The following is a 22,773-nucleotide window of genomic DNA, read 5'->3' as shown; positions in this document are numbered from 1 at the left end:
CTGGCTCCTCAGGCCGGTGACCCGTGCACCGTCATCTTTGTGTGGCCCCGCACGCCGGCGCCCCGTGCGCCGTACGAAGAGAGGTCACATGCCCCGACTCCCCCGCCTGGCCACGGCCGCCACGGCCGCGCTCGTGCTCGGCCTGATCGCGGCGGCGCCCGCCACCGGCCACGAGCCGATCATCACGGACTCGCGCACCGTCGCCCACTTCGGGCTCGCCGCCGGGCAGACGCCCGAGAACATCGCCCTCGAACCGGACGGCTCCGCCGACCTCACCTTCGCCCTCGCCCGGCAGGTCGCCCACGTCACCGCCGACGGGAAGACCCGCGACGGCAGGGTCCGGGTCCTCGCGACCCTGCCGGCCGTGGCGAAGGCGGACACACCCGTCGTGCACCGCGCCGTCGTCACCGGCATCGTCCGCGCCCCGAACGGCACGCGGTACGTCGCCTACGCGACCGGTACGCGCGAGACGGGCATCTGGCGTGTCCCCGGCAACGGCGGCGCGCCGGTGCAGATCGCCGCGCTGCCGCGGAACGGACTGCCCAACGGCCTGGCCCTCGACGAGCACCGCAACATGCTCTACGCCGCCGACTCGGTGCTGGGCACCGTCTGGCGCGTCCCGGCGTCGGGCGGCAAACCCACGGTCTGGGCCGAGGGCACACTGCTGCGGCCGCTCACGGCGTCCTCCGGCTCCAGCTCGGGCTACGGCGCCAACGGCATCAAGGTGCACCGCGACGCGGTGTGGGTGTCCAACTCCGTCCGCGGGACGCTGCTGCGCTTCCCGCTGCGCCCGGACGGCTCCGCGGGCCCGGTCGAGACGCGGGCCAAGGGGCTGGCCGGCATCGACGACTTCGCCTTCCCCGGGCACGGAAGCAGCGTGCTGGCCGCACTGAACGACACCAGCCAGGTCGTGCTGGTGCGCCGGGACGGCACCCGCACGGTCGTGCTGACCCCGCGGGACGGGCTGTCCAACCCGACCTCGGTGGCCGTCCGCGGCCGGACCCTCTACGTGCCCAGCGGAGCGTTCGTCACCCGGCAGGACCCGAACCTGCTCCTCGCCCGTCTGCGGTACCTGTTCGGCCGTCTCTAGGGCCTGTCCGTGCGCGGCTGCCCGCCGCGACCGGTGCGCCCGGTCGCGGCGAGCAGCCGTCTCAGGCGAGCTCGACCAGCAGGTCGCCGCCCTCCACCTGCTGGATCCGGTTGATGGCCAGCCGGGACACGCGGCCCGCCTTCTGCGCGGTGATCGTGGCCTCCATCTTCATCGCCTCGATGGTGGCCACGGTCGCGCCGGCCGCGACCTCGTCGCCCTCCGCCACCGCGAGCGTCACCACGCCGGCGAACGGCGCGGCCACATGGCCCGGGTTGGTCCGGTCGGCCTTCTCCGTCACCGGCACGTCCGACGCCGCCGCCCGGTCCCGGACCTGGATCGGCCTGAGCTGGCCGTTGAGCGAGGACATCACGGTGCGCATGCCGCGCTCGTCGGCCTCGCCGACCGCCTGCAGCTCGATCAGCAGCCGGACGCCGGGCTCCAGGTCGACGGCGTACTCCTTGGCGGGCCGCAGACCGTAGAAGAACGCCTTGCTGTCCAGCACGCTGGTGTCCCCGAACGACTGGCGGTGCGTGTCGAACTCGCGCGTCGGGCCGGGGAACAGCAGGCGGTTGAGCGTCGTCCGGGTGTCCTTCGCCAGCCCCTCGCGGTCCTCGGCGGACAGTTCGGGAGCCGGCTTGGGCTCGCCGCGGCCCTGCAGGGCCTTGGTGCGGAACGGCTCGGGCCAGCCGCCGGGCGGGGTGCCCAGCTCGCCGCGCAGGAAGCCGATGACCGAGTCGGGGATGTCGAACCGGTCCGGGGTCGCCTCGAAGTCGTCCGGGGACACGCCGGCGCCCACCAGGTGCAGGGCGAGGTCGCCGACGACCTTGGAGGACGGGGTGACCTTCACCAGGTGGCCCAGGATGCGGTCGGCCGCGGCGTACATGGCCTCGATGTCCTCGAAGCGGTCGCCGAGGCCGAGGGCGACGGCCTGGGTGCGCAGGTTGGACAGCTGTCCGCCGGGGATCTCGTGGTGGTACACGCGCCCGGTCGGGGAGGCGAGGCCCGCTTCGAACGGGGCGTAGATCTTCCGGACGCCCTCCCAGTACGGCTCCAGGTCGCCGACGGCCTGGAGGTCGAGTCCGGTGGGCCGCTCGGAGTGGTCGGTGGCGGCGACGAGCGCCGACAGCGACGGCTGCGAGGTCGTCCCGGCCATGGAGGCCACCGCGCCGTCCACCGCGTCGGCACCCGCCTGGACCGCGGCGAGGTAGGTGGCGAGCTGGCCGCCCGCCGTGTCGTGGGTGTGCAGATGCACCGGCAGGTCGAACTCGCGGCGCAGCGCGGACACCAGCTTGGCGGCGGCCGGGGCGCGCAGCAGTCCGGCCATGTCCTTGACGGCGAGGACATGCGCGCCGGCCTCGACGATCTGCTCGGCAAGGCGCAGGTAGTAGTCGAGGGTGTACAGCCGCTCGGCGGGGTCGTTGAGGTCGGCGGTGTAGCAGAGGGCGACCTCGGCGACGGCCGTGCCGGTCGCGCGGACGGCGTCGATGGCCGGGCGCATCTGGCCGACGTCGTTGAGGGCGTCGAAGATGCGGAAGATGTCGATGCCGGTGGCGGCGGCCTCCTGCACGAAGGCGTCGGTGACCTCGGTCGGGTACGGGGTGTAGCCGACGGTGTTGCGGCCGCGCAGCAGCATCTGCAGACAGATGTTCGGTACGGACTCGCGCAGGGCGGCCAGGCGCTCCCACGGGTCCTCGGCGAGGAAGCGCAGGGCGACGTCGTAGGTCGCGCCGCCCCAGCACTCCAGGGAGAGCAGCTCGGGCAGGGTGCGGGCGACGACCGGGGCGACGGCGAGGAGGTCCTTGGTGCGGACCCGGGTGGCGAGCAGCGACTGGTGGGCGTCGCGGAAGGTGGTGTCGGTGACGCCGAGGGTCGGCGACTCGCGCAGATGGCGGGCGAAGCCCTCGGGGCCGAGGTCGATCAGCCGCTGCCGGGACCCGGCCGGCGGCTCGCCGGCCGGCAGTTGCGGCAGCTTGGCGACCGGGTCGAGCAGGTCCGGGCGCTCGCCATGCGGCTTGTTGACCGTGACGTCGGCGAGGAAGGTGAGCAGCTTGGTGCCGCGGTCGGCGGAGTGCCGGGCGGTGAGCAGGTGCCGGCGCTGTTCGATGAACGAGGTGGTGACCCGCCCGGCCTGGAAGTCGGGGTCGTCCAGGACGGCCTGCAGGAAGGGAATGTTGGTGGCCACGCCGCGGATGCGGAACTCGGCCACCGCACGCCGGGCCCGCAGGACGGCGGTCCTGAAGTCCCGTCCCCGGCAAGTGAGTTTGACCAGCATCGAGTCGAAATGGGCGCTGATCTCCGTACCCGCGTGGGTGGTGCCGCCGTCGAGGCGGATGCCGGAGCCGCCGGGCGAGCGGTAGGCGCTGATCCGGCCGGTGTCCGGGCGGAAGCCGTTGGCCGGGTCCTCGGTGGTGATGCGGCACTGGAGGGCGGCCCCGCGCACGGTGACCGTCTCCTGGGACAGTCCGAGGTCGGCCAGGGTCTCGCCGGAGGCGATGCGCAGCTGGGACTGGACCAGGTCGACGTCGGTGACCTCCTCGGTCACCGTGTGCTCGACCTGGATGCGCGGGTTCATCTCGATGAAGACGTGGTTGCCGTCGCGGTCGAGGAGGAACTCCACGGTGCCCGCGTTGCGGTAGCCGATCTCGCGGGCGAAGCGCACGGCGTCGTCGCAGATCCGGTCCCGGAGCTGCGGGTCGAGGTTGGGCGCGGGCGCCAGCTCGATGACCTTCTGGTGGCGGCGCTGGAGCGAGCAGTCGCGCTCGAAGAGGTGGATGACGTTGCCCTCGCCGTCGGCGAGGATCTGCACCTCGATGTGGCGCGGGTCGACGACGGCCTTCTCCAGGAAGACGGTCGGGTCGCCGAACGCGGACGCGGCCTCGCGGGAGGCCGCCTCGATGGACTCGCGCAGCTGCTCGGGGGCTTCCACCCGGCGCATGCCGCGACCGCCGCCGCCCGCGACCGCCTTCACGAACACCGGGAAGCCGATCTCCTCGGCGGCGCGGACGAGTTCGTCCACGTCGGTGGAGGGCGCGGAGGAGCCCAGTACCGGCACGCCGGCCGCACGGGCCGCGGCCACCGCGCGAGCCTTGTTGCCGGTCAGCTCGAGCGTCTGGGCGCTCGGTCCGACGAAGGTGATGCCCGCCTCTTCACAGGCGCGGGCGAGTTCGGGGTTCTCGGACAGGAACCCGTAACCCGGATAGACGGCGTCGGCGCCCGCGCGGCGGGCGGCACGCACGATCTCCTGCACGGAGAGGTAGGCGCGCACCGGGTGCCCCGGCTCTCCGATCTCGTAGGCCTCGTCGGCCTTCAGCCGGTGCAGCGAGTTGCGGTCCTCGTGCGGGAACACGGCGACCGTGCGCGCACCGAGTTCGTAGCCCGCCCGGAACGCGCGAATCGCGATCTCTCCACGGTTGGCGACCAGCACCTTGCGGAACATCCTGGATTCCCTTCAGCTGCCTGCCGGCGACGAACACCATGGTGTCAGCCACGCCCTGCCGTATCTCGCGGCAACATTAGGGGGTGCCCGCACGTGTCGAAGTGCGAAAACCATCACATTGACGTGCGGCGGACATGCCAGGAGCCGGATCGCCGGGGCGAGGGACGCGGGGACCGGGGGCATCGGTGCGCGCGGGTACGCGTGCGGGTGCGGGTGCGGACGGCCGAGGTGCCGGCGCGGGGCGGCGGGGCGCGCGCAGGGACCGGAGGAAGGACCTCAGCCGTTCCCCGTGGCCGTGCAGGAGTCCCAGCACGACCGCCGTACCCACCGCGATCAGGTGCTCCCGGCCGGCGAGGTTCGGGACCGCGATCGATTCCCACACCATCGAGCCGCCCGTCAGGGTGAACACGACGGGCGCGCGCCGGACCACCGCGAGATAGGTGAACAGGCCGACGACGGCCGCGGAGGGTCCGGTGTCGAGCACCTTGCCGCACTCGGGCGGCAGTCCTAGCCCCCACCAGCCGGGGCCGAGCGCGATCATCACGCGTGCGGTGAGGGTGCCGGCCAGGGTGGTGATGTAGGAGATGGCCAGGGTCCGGCGCCGGCCGAGGGCCAGTTCGGCGAGCGCGAAGGCGAGGAACAGCTGGGTGATGCCCGCCCACACCGGCAGGTCGAGTGCCGGGACGTACAGCGAGACCGGGGTGCGCAGCAGGGACAGCCACAGCGGCAGGTCGGCGTAGACGCCGCCTAGCCGCTTCACCCACAGTGCTCCGGTCGGGTGCTGGGCCAGGTCATGGAAGAAGACGACGCCGAACGCGGCGACGAACGCCAGTAACAGCCCGGACAGTCCGCGTCGCGCGAGCCGGTGCACCGGGTCGACGACGATGGCGTGCCATTCCGCCCGCAGTGTGCGCCCGGTGAACCGGGCGAGGCGTGCGAGCACGGAGCGGATCCACGCCGTGCGCTCGTCCCTTCTCCGGTCGGCACTCATGAGGCACGGCAGCCCGTCGCCTCCGGGTCCCCCGCCACCTGCATCGCCCCCTTGACCCCGCTTCCGGCGTCCCGGCCGTGCGGGGAGTCATCTGGTCTTCCACCCGTTTTCGGTGGCCATCGCGTGGATGTGCGATTTCACCCTTCCCATCCGCCCTCTCCGGACGGGTCGGCCGCGCCATCGCCCCGGTCGGTCATCGGCTGGTCATGCCGTTGCCGCCGACGAGAACGGCGCTCACAGTTCAGCGAGCCGGAGGCCCGTCGTCAAGATCCTCAGGGCCCGTGGCGCCGTGACAAGAATCCGGCGTATGGGAAGCAACCCGGACGGCTTCGGAACCGTCCCCCAACGGGGGTGTCTGTCCGTACACTCCGGAGGCGCCCGGTTCACGGCCAACGCGCGGGTACGACCGCCCGCTTCATGGAATAACACCGGAACCTTTCGGGTTCGATCGCCAACTCTCGTATAGTGACCGCCGGTTCACCCTCCAGAGTCATGTTGCGCACCCGCCCCTGCTCGCCCTCTCCGTCGCGAGGACCAGACCGGACCGATGACCGCCCCCACGCATCCCGGCGACCGACCCTCCTTCCGAACGTTGGCTTCCGCCCTCGCCGTGACCGGCGTGCTGTCGGCTGTCGTGGTCCTCGCCGCCGTCTCGGCCGCGCCGGACTCCGTGCGTACTCCGCTCGCCTGGGGCGCGGGCACGGCCGCCGTCGCGCTCTGCGCCGCCGTGGCCACTGCGGCGCACGCCCTGCGCGATGCGCGCGGCACCCGGCGGAGACTGGAGAGCGTCACCGGGGACATCGGCCGGCTCCTGCAGCGGCAGGCCCGCACGGCCGAGCAGACGCGTCAGGAGCAGCAGCGTCTCATCGAGGAACTGGCCGAGCAGCAGCGGGAGTTCACGGCCGAACGGGCACGCCTGGCCGAGGAGGGCGCGCAGGAGCTGGACCGGCTGCGCAGCGAACACACGTGGCTGGCCGAGGAGTTGGACCGGGCCCGCCGCGAGCGGGCCGCGGCGGTCTCCGCGACGTCGAACGCCGCCGCCCGTCTGCAGGCCCTCGCCACGGCCACCCTCGCCGATCTGCGGGCGATGGAGGACCGTCACGGCGACGAGGACGTCCTCGCCGACCTCCTTCACCTGGACCATCGCACCGCCCAGGCCGGCCGGCTCGCCGACTCGGTCGCCGTGCTGACCGGAACGCGTTCGGGCCGCCGCTGGGCGCGGCCGATCGCGATGGAGTCCGTCCTGCGCGGTGCGATGGGCCGGATCTCCGGCTACCTGCGGGTGCGGGTGCACTCGGTGAGCGAGACATCCGTCGCCGGGCACGCCGCGGAGGGGGTGATGCACGCCCTCGCCGAACTCCTCGACAACGCCGCGAACTTCTCGCCCCCGACTGCCGAGGTCCACGTGTACGTGGAGGAGGTGCCGGCCGGTGTCATCGTGTCCGTGGAGGACAGCGGTCTGGTCATGGGGGACGTACAGCTGCGCCGCGCCGAGCGGGCGGTCCGCGGAGACGAGGCCGGGCTGGGCGGTCTGACCGGCACCCGGCTCGGGCTCGCCGTGGTGGGCCGGCTGGCACGCAAGCACGGCCTGAAGGTGTCCTTCCGGCCGTCGGCGCGCGGGGGCACGGGCGTGCTGATGCTCCTCCCGCAGGACATCCTCACCAGCCCCGCCGCATCCCGGCCGACGGCCGAGGGCGTGCGTCCGGACGCCGGGAGCCCGGCCGAAGTGGCGGTCAGCGGCCCCGCTCCGGTGCACGAGTCCCCCGCGCCCGATGCGGGCGAGGGCCCGGCAGGGCTGCCCCAGCGGCGCCGGGGCCGCACGCTCGCCGAGGCCGAGCGGTCCCGTTCGCAGCCCCGGCCCGGCGAACAGCGGCCCCCGGGAGGCGCCGACGGGGCCAGGACCCACGCCGCCCGCTTCGGCAGCTTCCGCCGTGCCGTCCGCCCCACCGCACGGGACCGGCCCGGGACCGCCCTCGACGCGGCAACCGCAGCCCCCCGGGGCGAGGAGGAGCACACCTCACCGGACAGCTCTCCGCAGGCCGCGGCCCCTCACAGCCGCCCGGACGGCACCCCGCACGGCACCGCACCGGAGGACCGGGCGGCCCCCGACCTGCGGGGCACCGCTTCCGACGAAGCCGAGCACACCTCCCCGGCCCCCTCCCACCCGCACGCGCACCCGGAAGGCGACGCCACTTCATGACCGGCCCGACCACCGCCGACGACACGCTCACCTGGCTCCTGGTGGGCCTGCTGGAGAGGACCCCGGGCGCGCGGCACGCGCTCGTGCTCTCCCGGGACGGGCTGAAACTGTGCCGCTCCCCGGAGCTGAGCGTGGACCGGGCCGATCAGCTCGCCGCGATCGCCGCCGGGATCCAGTCGCTGTCGCACGGGGCGTCGGTCGAGTTCGGCGACGGCAGCGGAGGCGTCCGCTCGGCGATGACCGAGTTCTACGGCGGCGTACTGTTCATCGTCGAGGCGGGACGGGGCGCCCATCTGGCCGTCGTGACGGCCGAGGACGCGGACCCCGGGCTGGTCGGGCACCGCATGAGCGAACTGGTCGAGCAGCTCGGCGAGCACCTGACCGCTGTGCCCCGCACCTCATGACCCGTCCCGGCAGGGACGACGCTCCCGACCGTCTGTACACCCTCACCCAGGGCCGCGTCCGGACCGGCCCGGACAGCCCCTTCGACCTGGTCACGTTGGTCGTCGCCGAGTCGGAGCCGGTGGCCGGCATGCAGTCGGAGCACGCGGCGATCCTGCGGATGACGCGCTTCCCCGCCTCCGTGGCCGAGATCGCGGCCGAACTGCGCCTGCCGGTGGGCATCACCAAGGTGCTGCTGTGCGACCTGCTGGCGGCGGGCCGCGTCAGCGCCCGCCATCCGCACCGGCCGGCCCTCACCGACCCCGACCTCCTGGAGCAGGTGCTCGTTGGACTCCGCAACCTCTGATGCGCGCACCCCGCTCGGTGCCTCGGCCGACAACGGTCTGAAGATCGTCGTCGTGGGCGGCTTCGGCGTCGGCAAGACCACCCTCGTCCGCTCGGTCAGCGAGATCCGCCCCCTCACCACCGAGGAGACGATGACCGAGGCCGGTCGGCCGGTGGACGACATCCGGGAGGTGCGCGGCAAGTCCGCGACGACCGTCGCCTTCGACTTCGGCCGGATCACCCTGGACGCCCACAACGTGCTGTACCTGTTCGGCGCGCCCGGTCAGGAGCGGTTCTGGTTCCTGTGGGACCGGCTGTTCTCCGGCACGCTCGGCGCTGTCGTGCTCGTCGACACCCGCCGGATCGACGACTCCTGGTACGCGATCGACCGGCTGGAGCACCACGGCACGCCGTTCGTCGTGGCCTGCAACGACTTCGGCGGCCCGGTGATCGCCGGCGAGGACGTCCGCGCGGCCCTGGACCTGGATCCGCATGTGCCGCTGATCGACTGCGACGCCCGCTCCCGCCCGTCCGCCCAGCAGGTGCTGATCACTCTGGTGCAGCACGTCAGGGACCGTTGCGCCGGTCCGTCCCTGCCCGCGGCCCTGCCCCGACAGGAGTTCGTGTGACCCCCGACGCCGTCCCGCTGACCGGACCCCGGTTCCTTGCCGAACCCGCCTGCCTGTACCGGGAGATGCGGCGCGAGCACGGCGCCGTGGTCCCGGTCCTGCTCGTCGGGGACGTCCCGGCCTGGCTGGTGCTCGGCTATCGCGAGCTGCACCAGGTGACCGGCGATCCGGTGCTGTTCAGCCGTGACTCCGGGCTGTGGAACCAGTGGGAGAACATCCCGGCCGACTGGCCGCTGCTGCCGATGATCGGCCACCGGCAGCCGTCGATCCTCTACACCGTCGGGGAACGGCACCGGCAGCGCGCCGCGATGATCAGCGACGCGCTGGAGGCGGTGGACCCCTCCGAACTGCGCGGCCACGCCGAGCGGTTCGCGGACGAGCTGATCGACGCGGTCTGCTCCACGGGCGAGACCGACCTGATCGCGCACTACGCGATGCTGCTGCCGGTGCGGGTCCTCGCCCGGCTGTACGGCTTCCCGGACGAGGACGGCCCAGGTCTGGTCACCTCCCTCAACGACATGATCGACGGCCGCGAGCGGGCCCTTGCGGGGCAGGCCCATCTGGCCGCCTCCATGGGGCAGTTGCTCGCCGACCGGGCGCAGGAGCCCGCCGCCGACGTGGTCTCCCGGATGCTGGCCGGCGGCGGCGGCTTCACCCATGAGGAGATCGCCCAGGACCTGATGGTGATGATGGCGGCCGGGCACCAGCCGACCGCCGACTGGATCGGCAACTCGCTGAGGCTGATGCTCACCGACGACCGGTTCGCCGCCTCCCTGTTCGGCGGGCGCAACAGTGTCGCCGAGGCGATGAACGAGGTGCTCTGGGAGGACACACCCACACAGAACGTGGCCGGCCGCTGGGCCGCCCGCGACACCCGCCTGGACGGCCGCCGCATCGCGGCCGGCGACCTGCTGCTGCTCGGCCTGCAGGGCGCCAACTCCGATCCGCGGATCCGCACCGACGCCTCCGCGCTGACCGGCGGCAACGGCGCCCACTTCTCCTTCGGCCACGGCGAGCACCGCTGCCCGTTCCCCGCGCAGGAGGTCGCCGAGGTGATCGCGCGGACCGGCATCGAGGTCGTCCTGGACCGGCTGCCGGACATCGACCTGGCGGTACCCGCCGAGTCCCTCACCCGGCGGCCCTCGCCCTGGCTGCGGGGGCTGACCGAGCTGCCGGTGCGGTTCACGCCCGTCCCCGCCCTCTGATCCAGCGTCGCCCCGGCCGTCCCGCTCTTCCACCGGGGGCCCGGTGGCTGTCCCCCGGGCCGACGCAGTACCCCGACCCCTGCCCTGGAGGCATGCCACGATGACGATCGGAACCGCCCGGATCGCCCTGGACCCCTTCGTCACGGACCTGGACGGTGAGAGCGCGGCGCTGCGAGCGGCCGGTCCGCTCGCCGCCGTGGAACTGCCGGGCGGCGTCCCGGTGTGGGCCGTCACCCACCACGCCGAGGCCCGGGCCCTGCTGACCGATCCGCGCCTGGTGAAGGACATCGACGTCTGGGGCGCCTGGCAGCGCGGCGAGATCCCGGCGGACTGGCCGTTGATCGGCCTCGCCAACCCGGGCCGTTCCATGCTCACCGTGGACGGCGCCGACCACCGCCGCCTGCGCACCCTGGTCGCGCAGGCGCTCACCCCGCGCCGGGTGGAGCGGATGCGGGAGCGGATCGAGATGCTCACCCAGGACCTGCTCGACGCACTGCCCGCCGACGAGGAGGTCGTGGACCTCAAGGCGGCCTTCGCCTACCCGCTGCCCATGTACGTCATCGCCGACCTCATGGGCATCGAGGAGGCGCAGCTGCCCCGGCTGAAGGTGCTGTTCGAGAAGTTCTTCTCCACGCAGACGCCGCCCGAAGAAGTGATCGCGACTCTCACGGAGCTGGCCCAGATCATGGCCCGGACGGTGGCGGCGAAGCGGGCCGGGCCGGGCGACGACCTGACCAGCGCGCTGACCCTGGCGTCCGAGGACGGCGACCGCCTCACCGACGAGGAGATCGCCTCCACGCTCCAGCTGATGGTCGCGGCCGGCCACGAGACGACGATCTCCCTGATCGTGAACGCCGTGGTCAACCTCTCCGTCCACCCCGCCCAGCGCGCCCTCGTCCTGGCCGGCGAGGCGGACTGGTCCGCGGTCGTCGAGGAGACCCTGCGCCATTCCACCCCGACCTCGCACGTGCTGATCCGCTTCGCGACCGAGGACGTACCGGTCGGCGACAAGGTGATCCCGGCCGGGGACGCCCTGATCGTGTCGTACGGCGCGATCGGCCGCGACGAGAAGGCGCACGGACCGAGCGCCGGCGCGTTCGACATCACGCGCGGGACGAGGAACCGTCACCTCTCCTTCGGGCACGGCCCGCATGTCTGCCCCGGCGCCGCACTGTCCCGCCTGGAGGCGGGCGTGGCGCTGGCCGCGCTCTACGCCCGCTTCCCGGGCCTGGACCTGGCGGTGCCGGCCGACGCGTTGCGCAACAAGCCGGTGGTGACCCAGAACGACCTCTTCGAGCTGCCGGTGCGCCTGAACGCCTGAGTTGACTTCGAGAGCGCTCCAAGTCATAGCGTCGCGGACATACCGGTGCACGAGGACCACGTCGCCCGGCCTCCCCCACGGGATGCCCGGTGGCGGAATCCGTCGCTAGATGGACGAGGGGCTCCGTGCCGTACGGAACGACGATCGAGTGTGCAGGAAAGGCTGGGACACCAGATGCGACAGCGCAGTCTGCGGGACCTCCGGGTATCGGCCATCGGCCTCGGGTGCATGGGCATGTCGGCCTTCTACGGCACCACGGACCAGAACGAGGGCATCGCGACCATCCGACGCGCCCGGGAGATCGGCGTCACCTTCCTCGACACCGCGCAGCTCTACGGCCCGCTCACCAACGAGTCGCTGGTAGGCGAGGCGATCAGGGGCCACCGCGACGAGTACGTGATCGCCACCAAGTTCAACTACCGGATGGACGACGCGGTGCCGGGCGACATGAGCACGATCGGGCGGCAGGACGGCTCGGCCGAGCATGTCCGCAGCTCCGTCCACGGCTCGCTGGAGCGCCTGGGCACAGACCACATCGACCTGTACTACCAGCACCGGGTCGACCCCGAGGTGCCCATCGAGGAGACGGTCGGTGCCCTCGGGGAGCTGGTGGCGGAGGGCAAGGTGCGGCACATCGGGCTGAGCGAGGCGAGCGCGGAGACGATCCGGCGCGCCCATGCCGTCCACCCGATCACCGCGGTGCAGAGCGAGTACTCGCTGTGGACGCGGGACGTGGAGGCCGAGGTGCTGCCCGCCTGCCGGGAGCTGGGCATCGGCTTCGTGCCGTACTCGCCGCTCGGCCGCGGTTTCCTCGCCGGCCGCTTCTCCTCCGCCGAGGACCTGGACGAGAACGACTACCGCCGCAACAGCCCCCGCTTTGCCGACGCCAACATCGACGCGAACCAGCGGCTGGCGGAGAAGGTGAAGGAGATCGCCGCGGAGAAGGGCGTGACCCCGGCCCAGCTGGCGATCGCCTGGGTGCTGGCCCAGGGCGAGGACCTGGTCCCGATCCCGGGCACCAAGCGCCGCACCTACCTGGAGCAGAACGCGGCCGCGGTCGACGTCGAGCTGACCAAGGAGGAACTGGCCCGCATCGACGCGGAGCTGCCCGAGGCGTCGGGCGAGCGGTACGACGAGGCGGGGATGCGGGCGGTCAACCGCTAGCCGGGCGGGGAGCCGCGCGCCTGCCGTCGATCGGCCGCGGCGCCGTCAGGGCCGGTCGCGCGGTTCCCCGCACCCCTTGTGGGGCGCTGCAACTCGGCCCGGCCCCCTTCGAGCCGCCGGTTCGCGTGCCGTGCGGGCCCGCCGTCGCCGGGCGCGCAGCCGGAGGTACTGGTCGCTCCTCCAAGTGCCGTCCGCACCGTCCGGGAGCACGCTGGTAGGCATGAGACTGCGGCAGAGGGTCGCGGGTGTGCAGCAACCGGGGCAGTCGACGCACGCGCTGCTGCTGCTCCCGATCCTGCTCATCGTGGTGATCACCGTGGTGGACATCCGCTCCCCCGAGTCCATCCATCTGGGCCCGGCCCTGGTCATCGCCCCCGCGCTCACCCCGTCGTTCGCCGGGCCCCGGACCACGGCCTTCGTGGGGGCGCTCGCGATCGCGGCCCAGACGCTGATCGCCTTCACGCACGGCGGCATCGCCACCTTGAACCACATCGTGCAGCTCGTCACCCTGACGGTGCTCTCGGTGATGGTCGTGATCTACAGCGTGGTACGTGAGCGGCGCCAGGCCCAGCTGGCGCAGGTGCGCACGGTCGCCGAGGCCGCACAGCACGTGCTGATGTGGCCGCTGCCCGAGCAGATCGGCCCGCTGTGGATCGCCTCCCTCTATCTGGCCGCCGAGGACGAGGCACAGATCGGCGGTGACCTGTACGCGGTGACCCAGTACGAGGGCGGGGTGCGGGTCCTGATAGGCGACGTGCGCGGCAAGGGCCTGCCGGCCATCGGGGAGGCGGCGCTGCTGCTCGGTGCCTTCCGGGAGAGCGCCCACCGGCACATCCCGCTGGAGGACCTGGCCGCGTCGCTGGACCAGAGCATCAGCCGGTACGCGACCGAGCTGGAGAAACCGGAGGAGGCCGGCGAGCGCTTCGCCACCGCTCTGCTGGTGGAGATCCCGGACCAGGATCCGGTCACCCGGATGACCAGCTGCGGCCATCCCCCGCCGCTGCTGCTGAGCCCGGGGCACGCGGTATCGGTGCCGAGCCTGCACCCCTCGCCGCCTCTCGGGGTGCAAGGGGGCTCCGACCACACGATGGACGTGTTCTCCTTCGAACCGGGCGACACGCTGCTGCTGTACACCGACGGTGTCATCGAGGCCCGGGACGCACACCGCCGGTTCTATCCGCTGTCCGAGCGGGTGGCGCGCTGGACGGACGACAGTCCGGAGGCTCTGATGCACCATGTGCGGCGCGATCTGCTCGCCCACGTGGGCGGCCGCCTGGACGACGATGCGGCACTCATGGCGCTGCACCGCACCCCCGCGGACCGCCGTCGACACCACCACCTCGGACGGGGGTCCGGCACCGGGCGGATGCTGCACGAAACCGGGACACGGTCCCGCACGGGGTGAGGCCACCGGCGGGGTGGGGCTTCGGGCGTGAGCCCCGAGTCGGGTGGGTTCCCGGGCGGCGCACAGGTTGACCACAGGCTCCACCAGGGTGTCGGTGCGCCGTACGTTCGGCGGCCTTTGAGGCAACGTTCCACTGCGGAGGTGGCCTGCCCGGGCCGGCCGTTGCGAGAATCGCGGGCGCCCCGAGAACAGGGAGGTGCGATGTCCGTACGACACCTGCTCGCCGGTCTGGCCCTGGTGCCGGCGCTCGTGTTACCCGCCACCGCGCAGGCGGCCCAGGGCGGTCCGCCCCAGGCCCGTTTCGATCTCCAGGCCCACCGCGGCGGTCTCGGCATGACGACCGAGGAGTCGCTGGAGGGGTTCGGCAAGGCGCTGCGGCTGGGGGTGTCCACGCTGGAGCTGGACACCCAGATCACCAAGGACCTGAAGGTCGTCGTCAACCACGACCGGCAGATCAGCGACGTCAAGTGCCGCGACACCGGTCCGGTCACGCCCGGCGACCCGATGTACCCGTACGTCGGCAAGTACATCAAGGACCTCACGCTCGCCCGGATCAAGACCTTGGACTGCGGCTACCAGCAACTGCCGGGCTTCCCGGAGCAGGAGGTCGTCAAGGGCTTCCGCATGGTGGAGCTGAAGGACGTCCTGGATCTCGTCAGGAGCTACAACGCCCACCGGGTCAGGCTGAACATCGAGACCAAGGTCGAGGCGGGTGCGCCCGAACAGACCGCGCCGCGCGAGGTGTTCGTGCGCCGCGTGTACCAGGAGATCCACCGCTCGGGCATCGAGCGGCAGGTGACCATCGAGTCGTTCGACTGGGGCGCGCTGAAGGCGATGCACCGGCTGGCCCCCGCATGGCCGCTGGTGGCGCTGACGAACTACGACTTCCTCGAGGTCGGCCGGCCGGGCGCGTCCCCGTGGCTCGGCGGCATCGACGCCGACGACTACGGCGGCGACTTCGTGAAGGCGGCCGCGACCGTCCCCGGTGTCACGGCTCTCTCCCCCAACTACGGCTTCCCGCAGAGCGGGAAGGTCGGCGATCCCGGTTTCCGTTTCTACTCGGACGCGGCGATGGTCGCCGAGGCGCACGCGCGCGGTCTGAAGGTGGTCCCCTGGACCTGCGACGACCCGGCGACGGTGGAGGCGCTGATGGACTTCGGCGTCGACGGCATCATCACCGACTACCCCGACCGCGTACGGCAGATCATGGCCGGCCGGGGTATGCGGCTGCCCCGGCCGTACCATCCCCGCGGTCTGTCCTGACCGCGCCCGAAAGCCGCGAGCCCCGCCCCGAGTGGGGGCGGGGCGGGACTGCGCGCCCGTCAGCCGGTCAGGCGGCCGGCTTGAGGTCGGTGATCTTCAGGGTCTTCAGGTCGGACTGGACGTCGATCTTGCTGACCTCGGCGTCGGGGCCGTCGCTCCAGGTGAGCGTGACCCGGCTGGTGGCGTGGCCCGCACCCGATCCGGTGTGGACGACCTTCCACTTCACCGGCACGTTCTGCGCGAACAGAATGCCGTCGGCGTGGTTCTTCTTCTCGAACGCGGCGACCTTCTTCTGGGCCGCGGCGGTCAGATAGAAGCCACGCAGCGCCTTGGCACTGGCCGCCGCCGAGGGGTCCTCGTTGGCCCAGACGGCGTCGATGTAGGCGCCGTAGAAGTCGGCCACGTGCTGGGTGACGTTGCGCGGATCGCCCTGGGCGGAAACCGCGGCGGCACGGGCGGTGTGGCTCGCGGCGGTGCCGGCGAGGGCGGGCGTGACGGCGGCGAGGGTGAGGCCGGCGGTGAGGGCGACGGCGGTCACCAAGGTCTTGCGGTTGCGGACGGACATGTGACTTTTCCCCCGGTTTTTTCGCGACCGGGCTCACCCCGGCCTTCGCGGACCCTAAGACCGCTTTTCCCGCCGCCGGGTTCCGCCTCTCTCCGCTTTCTTCTTCGGCAATTCCGGGCCCCTGGCACCGGGGAAAAGGTTGTACCGAATTCCGGCCCGATGGCCTGTCTTTTCGGACAGATTCGTTCAGGCAGCCGGCGGATTCCGGCCTTCGACGAACCGGGCGAGGTGGTCGACGGCCATACGGGTGCCCCGTTCGTTTGTCCTCACGGGGGATGTCGTCGGGCACTCCCTCGTGCAGGACCTCGACGTCGGTGGCGCCGTCGGGCGTCGCCGTGGACGCGGGGCTCATGTTCTCGGGGCCCGCCGGGCGGCGAGCGCGTCCGGATCGACCAGTGCCCGGTAGACGGCCTCGGCGGGCGCCTGCACGCGCCGGGTGACTCGCGTGGCGTACATGGCCTCACGCCACCGGCCAGGGGGCGGCCCGGCCCGTCGTGCGGAACGAACGGGGCCGGGGTCCGGGAGGTGGTGGACGGACCCCGGCCCCGGGCCGGTCACGGCTTGCGGGCCACCGCGCCGTACATCGCGATGTCCTCGTCGCGGATGTCCTTCTCGCCGGCTCCGTCGGGGTGCCACTTGTGCACCTGGACGATGCCGGGTTCGACCAGGTCCAGGCCGTCGAAGAACTCGTGGGCCTCGCCGATGGTGCGCAGCCGCATCGGCATGTTGCGGGCCGCGTACTCGCGGGCGACCCGGCCCACCTCCTGAGGCGCGAACTCCGCGGTGCCGATGGACATCGCCAGATGGCTGCCGGAGGGCAGCGGTTCCAGCAGGCGGCGGACGACACCGACCGCGTCGTGCTCGTCCAGCATGAAGTGGACGATGGCGATGACGGTGAGCGCGACCGGCTTGCCGAGGTCGAGCGTCTCCCGCAGTTCCGGCGCCCGGAGGATGGCGGCCGGGTCACGGAAGTCGGCCTCGATGTACGACGTCCTGCCCTCGGGCGCGCTGGCGAGCAGCCCCTGGGAAAGGGTGAGGACGATGGGGTCGTTGTCGACGTACACGATCCGGGACTCCGGGGCCACCGCCTGGGCGATCTCGTGCAGGTTGGGCGAGGTCGGGATGCCGGTGCCGATGTCCAGGAACTGGCGCATGCCCGCCTCCTCGGCGAGCCAGCGCACGGCACGGTTCATGAAGTCGCGGTTGGCGCGCATGTGGACCGGGAGGGCGGGCCACTCCCGGGACATGGCGTCGCCCGCCTCCTGGTCGGCGGGGTAGTAGTCCTTGCCGCCGAGGATGTAGTCGTAGATGCGGGCGGAGTGGGCGTTCTCGGTGTCGATGCGGTCGGCCGGCCATCCGTTGTCGGGCAACGCCGTGTCTCCCATTCGGGTCGGGGGGTGGGGACTTGCGTGGAACGGGCTCGCTCACAGCAGGAAGTCGGCGTCGCCCTCCTTCACACCGCTCAGGAAGCTCGACATCTCGCGGGACGTGAACACCAGCGCCGGACCGTCGGGGTCGGTGGACTGGCGTACGGCGACGCGCCCGTCGGCGAGTTGCTTCACTTCCACGCAGGCGCCGCCCGCATCGTCGCTCCACGGCTTGGTCCAACCGCGGGCGCCCAGCTGCCGGGCCGGCATGCCGTTGCGTATCGGAGGATGCACGGTTACAGCTCCTTGCGAATCGCGCCGAGCAGGGTCTCGGTCTTCCGGGCGGGCGCCGCCTGCGCGCCGAGCCGGTCCAGGGCCTCGCGGTACACCACGACGTCGTCGCCCTTGTCGAGGTAGACGGCACCGACCAGGCCGCCGAGGTAGACGATGTCGGGCAGTTCGCGGGCCCGGAACCTGAAGAGGTGGTACGCGCCCGCCCGCAGCGCCGGGTGCGGGCCATTGGCGAACGGCATGAGCTGCACGGTCACGTGCGGCAGCCTGTTGAGCTCGATGAGATGGCCGATCTGCGCGCGCATCACCTCGGGCCCGCCGACCGGCCAGCGCAGCACGGTCTCGTCCATGACGACCCACAGCCGCGGCGGCCCTTCCCGGGCGAGCAGCTCCTGGCGCCGCATGCGCAGCGCGACCCGTCGTTCGGTCGCCTCGGCCGGTGCGTGCGGATTGCCCGCGCTCAGCAGGGCGCGCGCGTAGTCCTCGGTCTGCAGCAGGCCGTGGACGAACTGGTTCTCGTACGCCCGGATCTGCAGGGCCGCCTGCTCCAGGCTGAGATAGGCGGCGAACCAGTCGGGCATGACGTCACGGTAGGTGTGCCACCAGCCGCGTTTGTTGGCCTCGCGCACCGACTGCAGGAAGGTGTCGATCTCCTGCTGGTCGGTCACGCCGTAGACCTGGAGGAGTTTCTCGGCGTCCGTGAGGCGCAGCCGGGCGACCTTGGCGGCCTCCATGCGGCGGATCGTGGAATGGCTGACCCCGATGGCCGCACCCGCCTGCTCGAAGCTCAGGCCGGCCCGGGTGCGCAGTTCCTCCAGCTGTCTGCCGAGGATCATGCGCAGGACGGAAGGGGCGCCGCCCCAGTCGGTCTCCGTGGTCACGCCCACCCCCTCGCCCGGGCTTCAGGGTCGCCGTGTCATGCGATCGCCTTCACAAACCCATTCGATCACTTCTTGCCGAAAGCAGCATGCACTTGGCCACTTGCAATTTTCAACTTGCCGGTTGCGGCTGCTTGTTGGCTGGTGTCACAGTGGACTCACTGCTCCGACTGACCGAAGGAGCAGGCGGCGCAGTCCAGTTGGGGGAGACCGGCCTGCACCACGGCCTCGTGGGAGGCGGTGTGTCGTCTGCTCGCCGAAGCGGCCGGCCCCTCCGACACCGACACCCCCCACGATGCGAGGCCGCACGAAAGGCGTACGGCGATGGCTCCGCCCTCCTCCCTCCCCCGACCACTCCACCGGCTCCCCGAGGACCGGGTCCCCGGCAGGCCGGCCCTCGGCCCGTCCCCGCTGCGGCTGCCTCCCGCAGGCCTCCCGGCCCGCGTCCCGGAGGCCAAGGAGCCCGCACCCCACCAGGCGGAGGCCATGGGACCCACGCCCCGGCCGGCGGAGGCGGCCTGCACCGCCAGACCACCCGGAGGCGAGCACCCGGGTCGACTCCCTGGGCCCGACGGCTCCGACCCGCTCGCCTCCGGGGCCGCACGTCCCGGCCTCGCCGCCGCCTTCGAACTGCCGCCGCTGCCGGCCTCGGTCGGCGCGGCCCGCCGGGTGGTGAGCGACCTGCTGACCGCCTGGGGAGCCGACGGGTGCGTCCGGGACGACGCGGTGCTCATGACCTCGGAACTGGTGACCAACGCCCTGGTGCACGCGGCCGGAGAACGGATCGTGTGCCGGGTCCACCGCGCCGCGCACCGGGTGCGCATCGAGGTCGAGGACCAGAACCGGGGCCCTGCCCACCCCGTCCCCCGGTGTCCCGGGCCCGACGACCAGCACGGTCGAGGGCTCTTCCTTGTCGACGCGCTGAGCACCGACTGGGGCGTGACGGTCGTGGACGGCCGGCCCGCGCGCGTCGTCTGGGCGGAACTGACGACGGCACACGGCGTCGCGGACCCGGCCGCCCCCGCACCGAACACACCCCTCCCACGGACCGTCCCCCACTCGTCCGAAGGATCCCCGGCCCATGTCCCTGACCGCGCCCGCCGCCACCCTGCCCGCCGACCCGTCCTGGACCCGGACCCGCCCGAGGCCGGGACCCGCTGATCCGGCCGCTGCCCGCGTCCCATGAGCCACGTGACGAGGCGTGCGGGGCCGGGGACTCCCGGTACTGCGGCACCGGCTGCTTCCGCAGGGTGGTGGCGCCCGGCGCGGCGGCACCGGCTGTCTCCGAGGACGGCAGCGCCGGCGCACGGCGGCATCCGCTGCTGACGAGCGGAGGACGGGGACCGGCGGCGAGCGAGCCCGGCCGCACGACCGGACCGCTCGTTCCCCTGCACGCCGACACGGCCGTCCCACTCCGGTTCCCCGGTAGATTCAACTCCTGATGCGAGCCGTTCGCGTCCGCCGGCGGTCCCGGTGCCCCCGGACAGGGGGCCGGGCGTCCGCCGCACAGGGGTGGCACCGGGGGGTTGCATGGTCTGGTCGCTCGTCCGCAGAAGCCGGACCGGGCCGGGACTCCCGGTGCCCGGGCGGTGCGAGCCGGGCCGGCATGTCCTGGCCACCGAGCGTCTGTTGCTGTTCACGCCCCGGACCCTGCTCGACGTCGCTGCGGCGCTCGCGGCCAGCGCGGACGCCGAGGCACAGCGGTGGCTCGGGGACGGGACCGACCGGATCGCGCCCGACCCCGCGGCCCGGCGCGCCCTGCTGGATCGGCGGCCCGCCGGCGACGACGGCCGCCGCGTTCCGCGCCGGCTGGCGACGCCCTTCACCCCCGGTCCCGACGACCCGGTGTTCCTGGTCTGCGTGCGCAGGTCCGACCTCAGTTATGCCGGTGGCCTGCAGATGCAGCACCGCGAGGGTGAGATGGGCGGCTGGCTGGCGCCGCGCTGCCGCGGACAGGGCCTGGGAACCGAGCTGTTCCGGGCCGGGGCCCTGCTCGCCCACACCCACATGGGGATGAGCACGGTACGGGCCGGTGCCGAGACCGGAAACGCCGCGAGCCGGCGGGCTCTGGCCCGGGCGGGATTCCTTCCGCACGAGGGGCCTCCCCGGCACACCCTGCCAGACGGACGCGTGGTCGACTCCGTCTGGCTCCGGCACGACGCCACGGCAGCCTTCCATTGCACCTGACCTCCGCGGACATCGCCCGGGCAGCCTCTGTACGGGGTGGGCTCCACGCCGGGCGCACCGGACCCTCGGCCGGACACATGCTGCCCAGGGCCGAGCCGAAGGAAGTGCCGCTCGTCGACTCCGCGCGGGCCGACACGACCGCTCACCAGCGCCACCTGACCTGGGCTGCGGCCGAGCCGGTGCGCCGAGGCCGGCCGTCGCGCTACCCGGCGCCGAGGCCGTTCCCGGGCGTGGCGTCGGGCAGGACCCGGAAGCCGGACAGGCCCTCGGGCTCCTCGGCGACGCCCGTGCACCGGTCCACCCGCGCCGCGGGCGGGCCCTCGGCCGCCCAGCGCGCCATGGCGGCGACGTCGTCGGGGTGCCCTTCGAAGACGGCTTCCACGTCTCCGTCGTACAGATTGCGCACCCATCCCGCCACACGCCGTTCCTCGGCGAGCCGACGGCAGGTGTCGCGGTAGAACACGCCCTGCACCCGTCCGCTGACGTGCACGTGCTGCCGGACCGTCATTCCTGTGGCCTCCCGTCGTATTGCGGTTCGCCCTCGCGCGGTTCCCCGCGCCGTGCGGTGATCCGGCGCCGGTCCGGCCAGCGCACGTCGTAGGCCCAGCCGAGTTGCTCGAACCAGCGGATCAGCCGGGCGCCGGCGTCGATCTGGCCGGTCAGCACGCCGTGCCGCGCGCTGGTCGGGTCGGCGTGGTGGAGGTTGTGCCAGGACTCGCCGAGGGACAGCGGGGCCAGCCACCACACGTTGCCCGAGTGGTCCCGGCTGCGGAAGGGCCGGGAACCGGCCGCGTGGCAGATCGAGTTGATGGACCACGTGACGTGGTGGACGAGGCAGACGCGCACCAGCCCGGCCCAGAAGAACGCGGTGAGCGCGCCCTGCCAGGAGCGGGTCAGTACTCCGCCGAGCAACGCCGGCAGGGCGAAGGATGCGAGGACCAGCAGGCCGAAGTGCCGGGAGATCAGCATCAGGGTGCGGTCGCCGACGAGATCGGGCGCGTACCGGCGGGGTGAGGCGTGCTCGGTCTCGAAGAGCCAGCCGAGATGGGCGTGGACCATGCCCTTGGCCAGGGCGCGGGGCGAACGGCCGTACCGCCAGGGCGAGTGCGGGTCCCCCTCGCGGTCGGAGAAGCGGTGGTGCTTGCGGTGGTCGGCCACCCAGAGGAGCAGCGGCCCTTGTACGGCGAGGCTGCCGGCCAGGGCTAGGGCGATCCTGAGGGGTCGTCTTGCCTTGAAGGAGCCGTGGGTGAAGTGCCGGTGGAAGCCCACGGTGATACCGAGCCCGCTGACCAGGTAAAAGGCCACGGCGAGCACGAGGTCCGTGGGTGTCAGTCCGTGCCGCCAGGCCAGCGGCACGGCGGTGAGGAGCGCCAGGAAGGGTACGCCGACGAACACACCGATCACGAGCTGCTCGCCGTTGGGCCAGGACCGGGCTCTGCCCGTCAGAGGGACGGATTCCGGGAACTCCGACACGAGGAAACCCTTTCGGACGGGGGTGCTACCGGGGACGGGTACGGGTCGACGGCGGTGAAGGCGAGCACGGCGTTCTGGCCGCCGAACCCGAACGAATTGCTGAGGGCGGCTCGTATCCGCTGCGGGCGGGGTGCCTTGGTGACGACGTCCAGGTCCATCGCCGGGTCCAGGGTGTCGAGGTTCGCGGTGGGCGGGATCAGCTGGTGGCCGAGGGTGAGCACGGTGCAGGCAGCCTCGATGGCTCCGGCTCCGCCGATGGCGTGCCCGATCGTGCCCTTGACGGCGGTGATCGGCGGCGGCCGACGGAAGACCTGGCGGAGCGCGTTGTACTCGGCCGCGTCGCCCTGCGGGGTCGAGGTGCCGTGCGTGTTGACGTGGTCGATGTCCTCGGGGGCGAGGCCGGCGTCGGCGAGGGCGCCCCGGATGGCACGGGCGGCGCCGTCGCCGCCGGGGTGCGGGGCGGTGAAGTGGTGGGCGTCGCAGGAGGCTCCGAAGCCGGAGAGCAGGGCGGCGGGCCGCGCGGCCCGGGGCCGGGGGTGCTGCGGCCGTTGCAGCGCGAGGTCGGGGGCGGCCGCGCCGGGG

General features: G+C 72.7%; 20 protein-coding genes and 1 pseudogene. 12 read left to right on the top strand and 9 right to left on the bottom strand.

From position 1 onward, the window contains the following. The first annotated feature begins 88 nt into the window (after positions 1-88). Positions 89-1,090, top strand: coding sequence for a hypothetical protein (locus tag AB0H32_RS34560; RefSeq protein ID WP_361129087.1), 1,002 nt, complete (start codon positions 89-91; stop codon positions 1,088-1,090). A gap of 61 nt (positions 1,091-1,151) precedes the next feature. Here AB0H32_RS34560 and AB0H32_RS34555 read toward each other — a convergent pair whose 3' ends face one another. Both AB0H32_RS34555 and AB0H32_RS34550 read right to left on the bottom strand, forming a co-directional pair. Beyond that, positions 1,152-4,526 carry a pyruvate carboxylase gene (locus AB0H32_RS34555; protein ID WP_361129085.1) on the bottom strand — a complete coding sequence of 1,125 codons (3,375 nt, stop codon included), beginning with the start codon at positions 4,524-4,526 and terminating at the stop codon, positions 1,152-1,154. Between the two features lie 76 nt (positions 4,527-4,602). Continuing rightward, complete coding sequence (locus tag AB0H32_RS34550; protein ID WP_361129082.1) at positions 4,603-5,517, bottom strand: hypothetical protein; 915 nt, start codon at positions 5,515-5,517, stop codon at positions 4,603-4,605. A gap of 547 nt (positions 5,518-6,064) precedes the next feature. Between AB0H32_RS34550 and AB0H32_RS34545 the strand changes: the two genes are divergently transcribed. The 9 genes from AB0H32_RS34545 to AB0H32_RS34505 all read left to right on the top strand — a co-directional run bounded on the left by AB0H32_RS34545 (position 6,065) and on the right by AB0H32_RS34505 (position 15,430). Continuing rightward, the gene (locus AB0H32_RS34545; protein WP_361129080.1) at positions 6,065-7,717 is read left to right on the top strand and encodes an ATP-binding protein; all 1,653 of its coding nucleotides are present in this window, start codon (positions 6,065-6,067) and stop codon (positions 7,715-7,717) included. Then, positions 7,714-8,121, top strand: a complete 408-nt coding sequence (locus tag AB0H32_RS34540) for a roadblock/LC7 domain-containing protein (RefSeq protein ID WP_361129079.1) — start codon at positions 7,714-7,716, stop codon at positions 8,119-8,121. The genes AB0H32_RS34545 and AB0H32_RS34540 overlap by 4 nt, the downstream gene beginning before the upstream one ends. Then, on the top strand, positions 8,118-8,465 hold the full coding sequence (locus AB0H32_RS34535; RefSeq protein ID WP_361129077.1) for a DUF742 domain-containing protein: 348 nt from the start codon (positions 8,118-8,120) through the stop codon (positions 8,463-8,465). The genes AB0H32_RS34540 and AB0H32_RS34535 overlap by 4 nt, the downstream gene beginning before the upstream one ends. Continuing rightward, entirely contained in the window at positions 8,446-9,072 is a 627-nt protein-coding gene (locus tag AB0H32_RS34530) for an ATP/GTP-binding protein (protein WP_361129074.1), read from the top strand. Before AB0H32_RS34535 ends, AB0H32_RS34530 begins: the two co-directional genes overlap by 20 nt. Then, on the top strand, positions 9,069-10,277 hold the full coding sequence (locus AB0H32_RS34525; RefSeq protein WP_361129071.1) for a cytochrome P450: 1,209 nt from the start codon (positions 9,069-9,071) through the stop codon (positions 10,275-10,277). The genes AB0H32_RS34530 and AB0H32_RS34525 overlap by 4 nt, the downstream gene beginning before the upstream one ends. A gap of 100 nt (positions 10,278-10,377) precedes the next feature. Further along, a complete protein-coding gene (locus AB0H32_RS34520; protein WP_361129068.1) occupies positions 10,378-11,598 on the top strand; it encodes a cytochrome P450 in 1,221 nt (406 codons plus the stop codon). 174 nt (positions 11,599-11,772) lie between these two features. After that, positions 11,773-12,762, top strand: coding sequence for an aldo/keto reductase (locus tag AB0H32_RS34515; protein WP_361129065.1), 990 nt, complete (start codon positions 11,773-11,775; stop codon positions 12,760-12,762). Positions 12,763-12,982: 220 nt separating this feature from the next. Further along, positions 12,983-14,167 carry a PP2C family protein-serine/threonine phosphatase gene (locus AB0H32_RS34510; protein ID WP_361129062.1) on the top strand — a complete coding sequence of 395 codons (1,185 nt, stop codon included), beginning with the start codon at positions 12,983-12,985 and terminating at the stop codon, positions 14,165-14,167. Between the two features lie 201 nt (positions 14,168-14,368). Beyond that, entirely contained in the window at positions 14,369-15,430 is a 1,062-nt protein-coding gene (locus AB0H32_RS34505) for a glycerophosphodiester phosphodiesterase family protein (RefSeq protein WP_361129059.1), read from the top strand. A 67-nt stretch (positions 15,431-15,497) separates the two neighbouring features. On the opposite strand, the gene AB0H32_RS34500 is transcribed toward AB0H32_RS34505, so the two are convergent. The 4 genes from AB0H32_RS34500 to AB0H32_RS34485 form a co-directional block, all read right to left on the bottom strand. After that, complete coding sequence (locus AB0H32_RS34500) at positions 15,498-15,995, bottom strand: hypothetical protein (protein WP_361129056.1); 498 nt, start codon at positions 15,993-15,995, stop codon at positions 15,498-15,500. A 554-nt stretch (positions 15,996-16,549) separates the two neighbouring features. After that, positions 16,550-17,365, bottom strand: a complete 816-nt coding sequence (locus tag AB0H32_RS34495) for an SAM-dependent methyltransferase (protein WP_361129053.1) — start codon at positions 17,363-17,365, stop codon at positions 16,550-16,552. Between the two features lie 54 nt (positions 17,366-17,419). Beyond that, a complete protein-coding gene (locus AB0H32_RS34490; RefSeq protein ID WP_361129090.1) occupies positions 17,420-17,632 on the bottom strand; it encodes a DUF397 domain-containing protein in 213 nt (70 codons plus the stop codon). A 26-nt stretch (positions 17,633-17,658) separates the two neighbouring features. Next, on the bottom strand, positions 17,659-18,534 hold the full coding sequence (locus AB0H32_RS34485; RefSeq protein WP_361129050.1) for a helix-turn-helix transcriptional regulator: 876 nt from the start codon (positions 18,532-18,534) through the stop codon (positions 17,659-17,661). 321 nt (positions 18,535-18,855) lie between these two features. Between AB0H32_RS34485 and AB0H32_RS34480 the strand changes: the two genes are divergently transcribed. Together AB0H32_RS34480 and AB0H32_RS34475 are read left to right on the top strand one after the other, a co-directional pair. Further along, entirely contained in the window at positions 18,856-19,692 is an 837-nt protein-coding gene (locus AB0H32_RS34480) for an ATP-binding protein (protein WP_361129048.1), read from the top strand. Between the two features lie 369 nt (positions 19,693-20,061). Further along, the gene (locus AB0H32_RS34475) at positions 20,062-20,718 is read left to right on the top strand and encodes a GNAT family N-acetyltransferase (RefSeq protein WP_361129045.1); all 657 of its coding nucleotides are present in this window, start codon (positions 20,062-20,064) and stop codon (positions 20,716-20,718) included. 202 nt (positions 20,719-20,920) lie between these two features. On the opposite strand, the gene AB0H32_RS34470 is transcribed toward AB0H32_RS34475, so the two are convergent. The 3 genes and pseudogenes from AB0H32_RS34470 to AB0H32_RS34460 all read right to left on the bottom strand — a co-directional run. Then, the gene (locus tag AB0H32_RS34470; protein WP_361129042.1) at positions 20,921-21,226 is read right to left on the bottom strand and encodes an acylphosphatase; all 306 of its coding nucleotides are present in this window, start codon (positions 21,224-21,226) and stop codon (positions 20,921-20,923) included. Further along, a complete protein-coding gene (locus tag AB0H32_RS34465) occupies positions 21,223-22,191 on the bottom strand; it encodes a fatty acid desaturase (protein WP_361129039.1) in 969 nt (322 codons plus the stop codon). Before AB0H32_RS34465 ends, AB0H32_RS34470 begins: the two co-directional genes overlap by 4 nt. After that, positions 22,161-22,773 (bottom strand): annotated as a pseudogene (locus AB0H32_RS34460) (hypothetical protein); the annotation flags it as partial. The pseudogene AB0H32_RS34460 and the gene AB0H32_RS34465, both read right to left, overlap by 31 nt.

Origin of the sequence: Streptomyces sp. NPDC020362, from assembly GCF_040642095.1 — a bacterium.
Lineage (GTDB): Bacteria > Actinomycetota > Actinomycetes > Streptomycetales > Streptomycetaceae > Streptomyces.
This window is presented reverse-complemented; position numbering and strand designations above follow the sequence as displayed.

Coding starts and splice junctions, on each gene's coding strand:
- AB0H32_RS34535 (WP_361129077.1), top strand. CDS start 8,118: ATGACCCGTCCCGGCAGGGACGACGCTCCCGACCGTCTGTACACCCTC.
- AB0H32_RS34560 (WP_361129087.1), top strand. CDS start 89: ATGCCCCGACTCCCCCGCCTGGCCACGGCCGCCACGGCCGCGCTCGTG.
- AB0H32_RS34520 (WP_361129068.1), top strand. CDS start 10,378: ATGACGATCGGAACCGCCCGGATCGCCCTGGACCCCTTCGTCACGGAC.
- AB0H32_RS34540 (WP_361129079.1), top strand. CDS start 7,714: ATGACCGGCCCGACCACCGCCGACGACACGCTCACCTGGCTCCTGGTG.
- AB0H32_RS34550 (WP_361129082.1), bottom strand. CDS start 5,517: ATGAGTGCCGACCGGAGAAGGGACGAGCGCACGGCGTGGATCCGCTCC.
- AB0H32_RS34480 (WP_361129048.1), top strand. CDS start 18,856: ATGGCTCCGCCCTCCTCCCTCCCCCGACCACTCCACCGGCTCCCCGAG.
- AB0H32_RS34555 (WP_361129085.1), bottom strand. CDS start 4,526: ATGTTCCGCAAGGTGCTGGTCGCCAACCGTGGAGAGATCGCGATTCGC.
- AB0H32_RS34475 (WP_361129045.1), top strand. CDS start 20,062: ATGGTCTGGTCGCTCGTCCGCAGAAGCCGGACCGGGCCGGGACTCCCG.
- AB0H32_RS34505 (WP_361129059.1), top strand. CDS start 14,369: ATGTCCGTACGACACCTGCTCGCCGGTCTGGCCCTGGTGCCGGCGCTC.
- AB0H32_RS34515 (WP_361129065.1), top strand. CDS start 11,773: ATGCGACAGCGCAGTCTGCGGGACCTCCGGGTATCGGCCATCGGCCTC.
- AB0H32_RS34470 (WP_361129042.1), bottom strand. CDS start 21,226: ATGACGGTCCGGCAGCACGTGCACGTCAGCGGACGGGTGCAGGGCGTG.
- AB0H32_RS34490 (WP_361129090.1), bottom strand. CDS start 17,632: ATGCCGGCCCGGCAGCTGGGCGCCCGCGGTTGGACCAAGCCGTGGAGC.
- AB0H32_RS34500 (WP_361129056.1), bottom strand. CDS start 15,995: ATGTCCGTCCGCAACCGCAAGACCTTGGTGACCGCCGTCGCCCTCACC.
- AB0H32_RS34545 (WP_361129080.1), top strand. CDS start 6,065: ATGACCGCCCCCACGCATCCCGGCGACCGACCCTCCTTCCGAACGTTG.
- AB0H32_RS34510 (WP_361129062.1), top strand. CDS start 12,983: ATGAGACTGCGGCAGAGGGTCGCGGGTGTGCAGCAACCGGGGCAGTCG.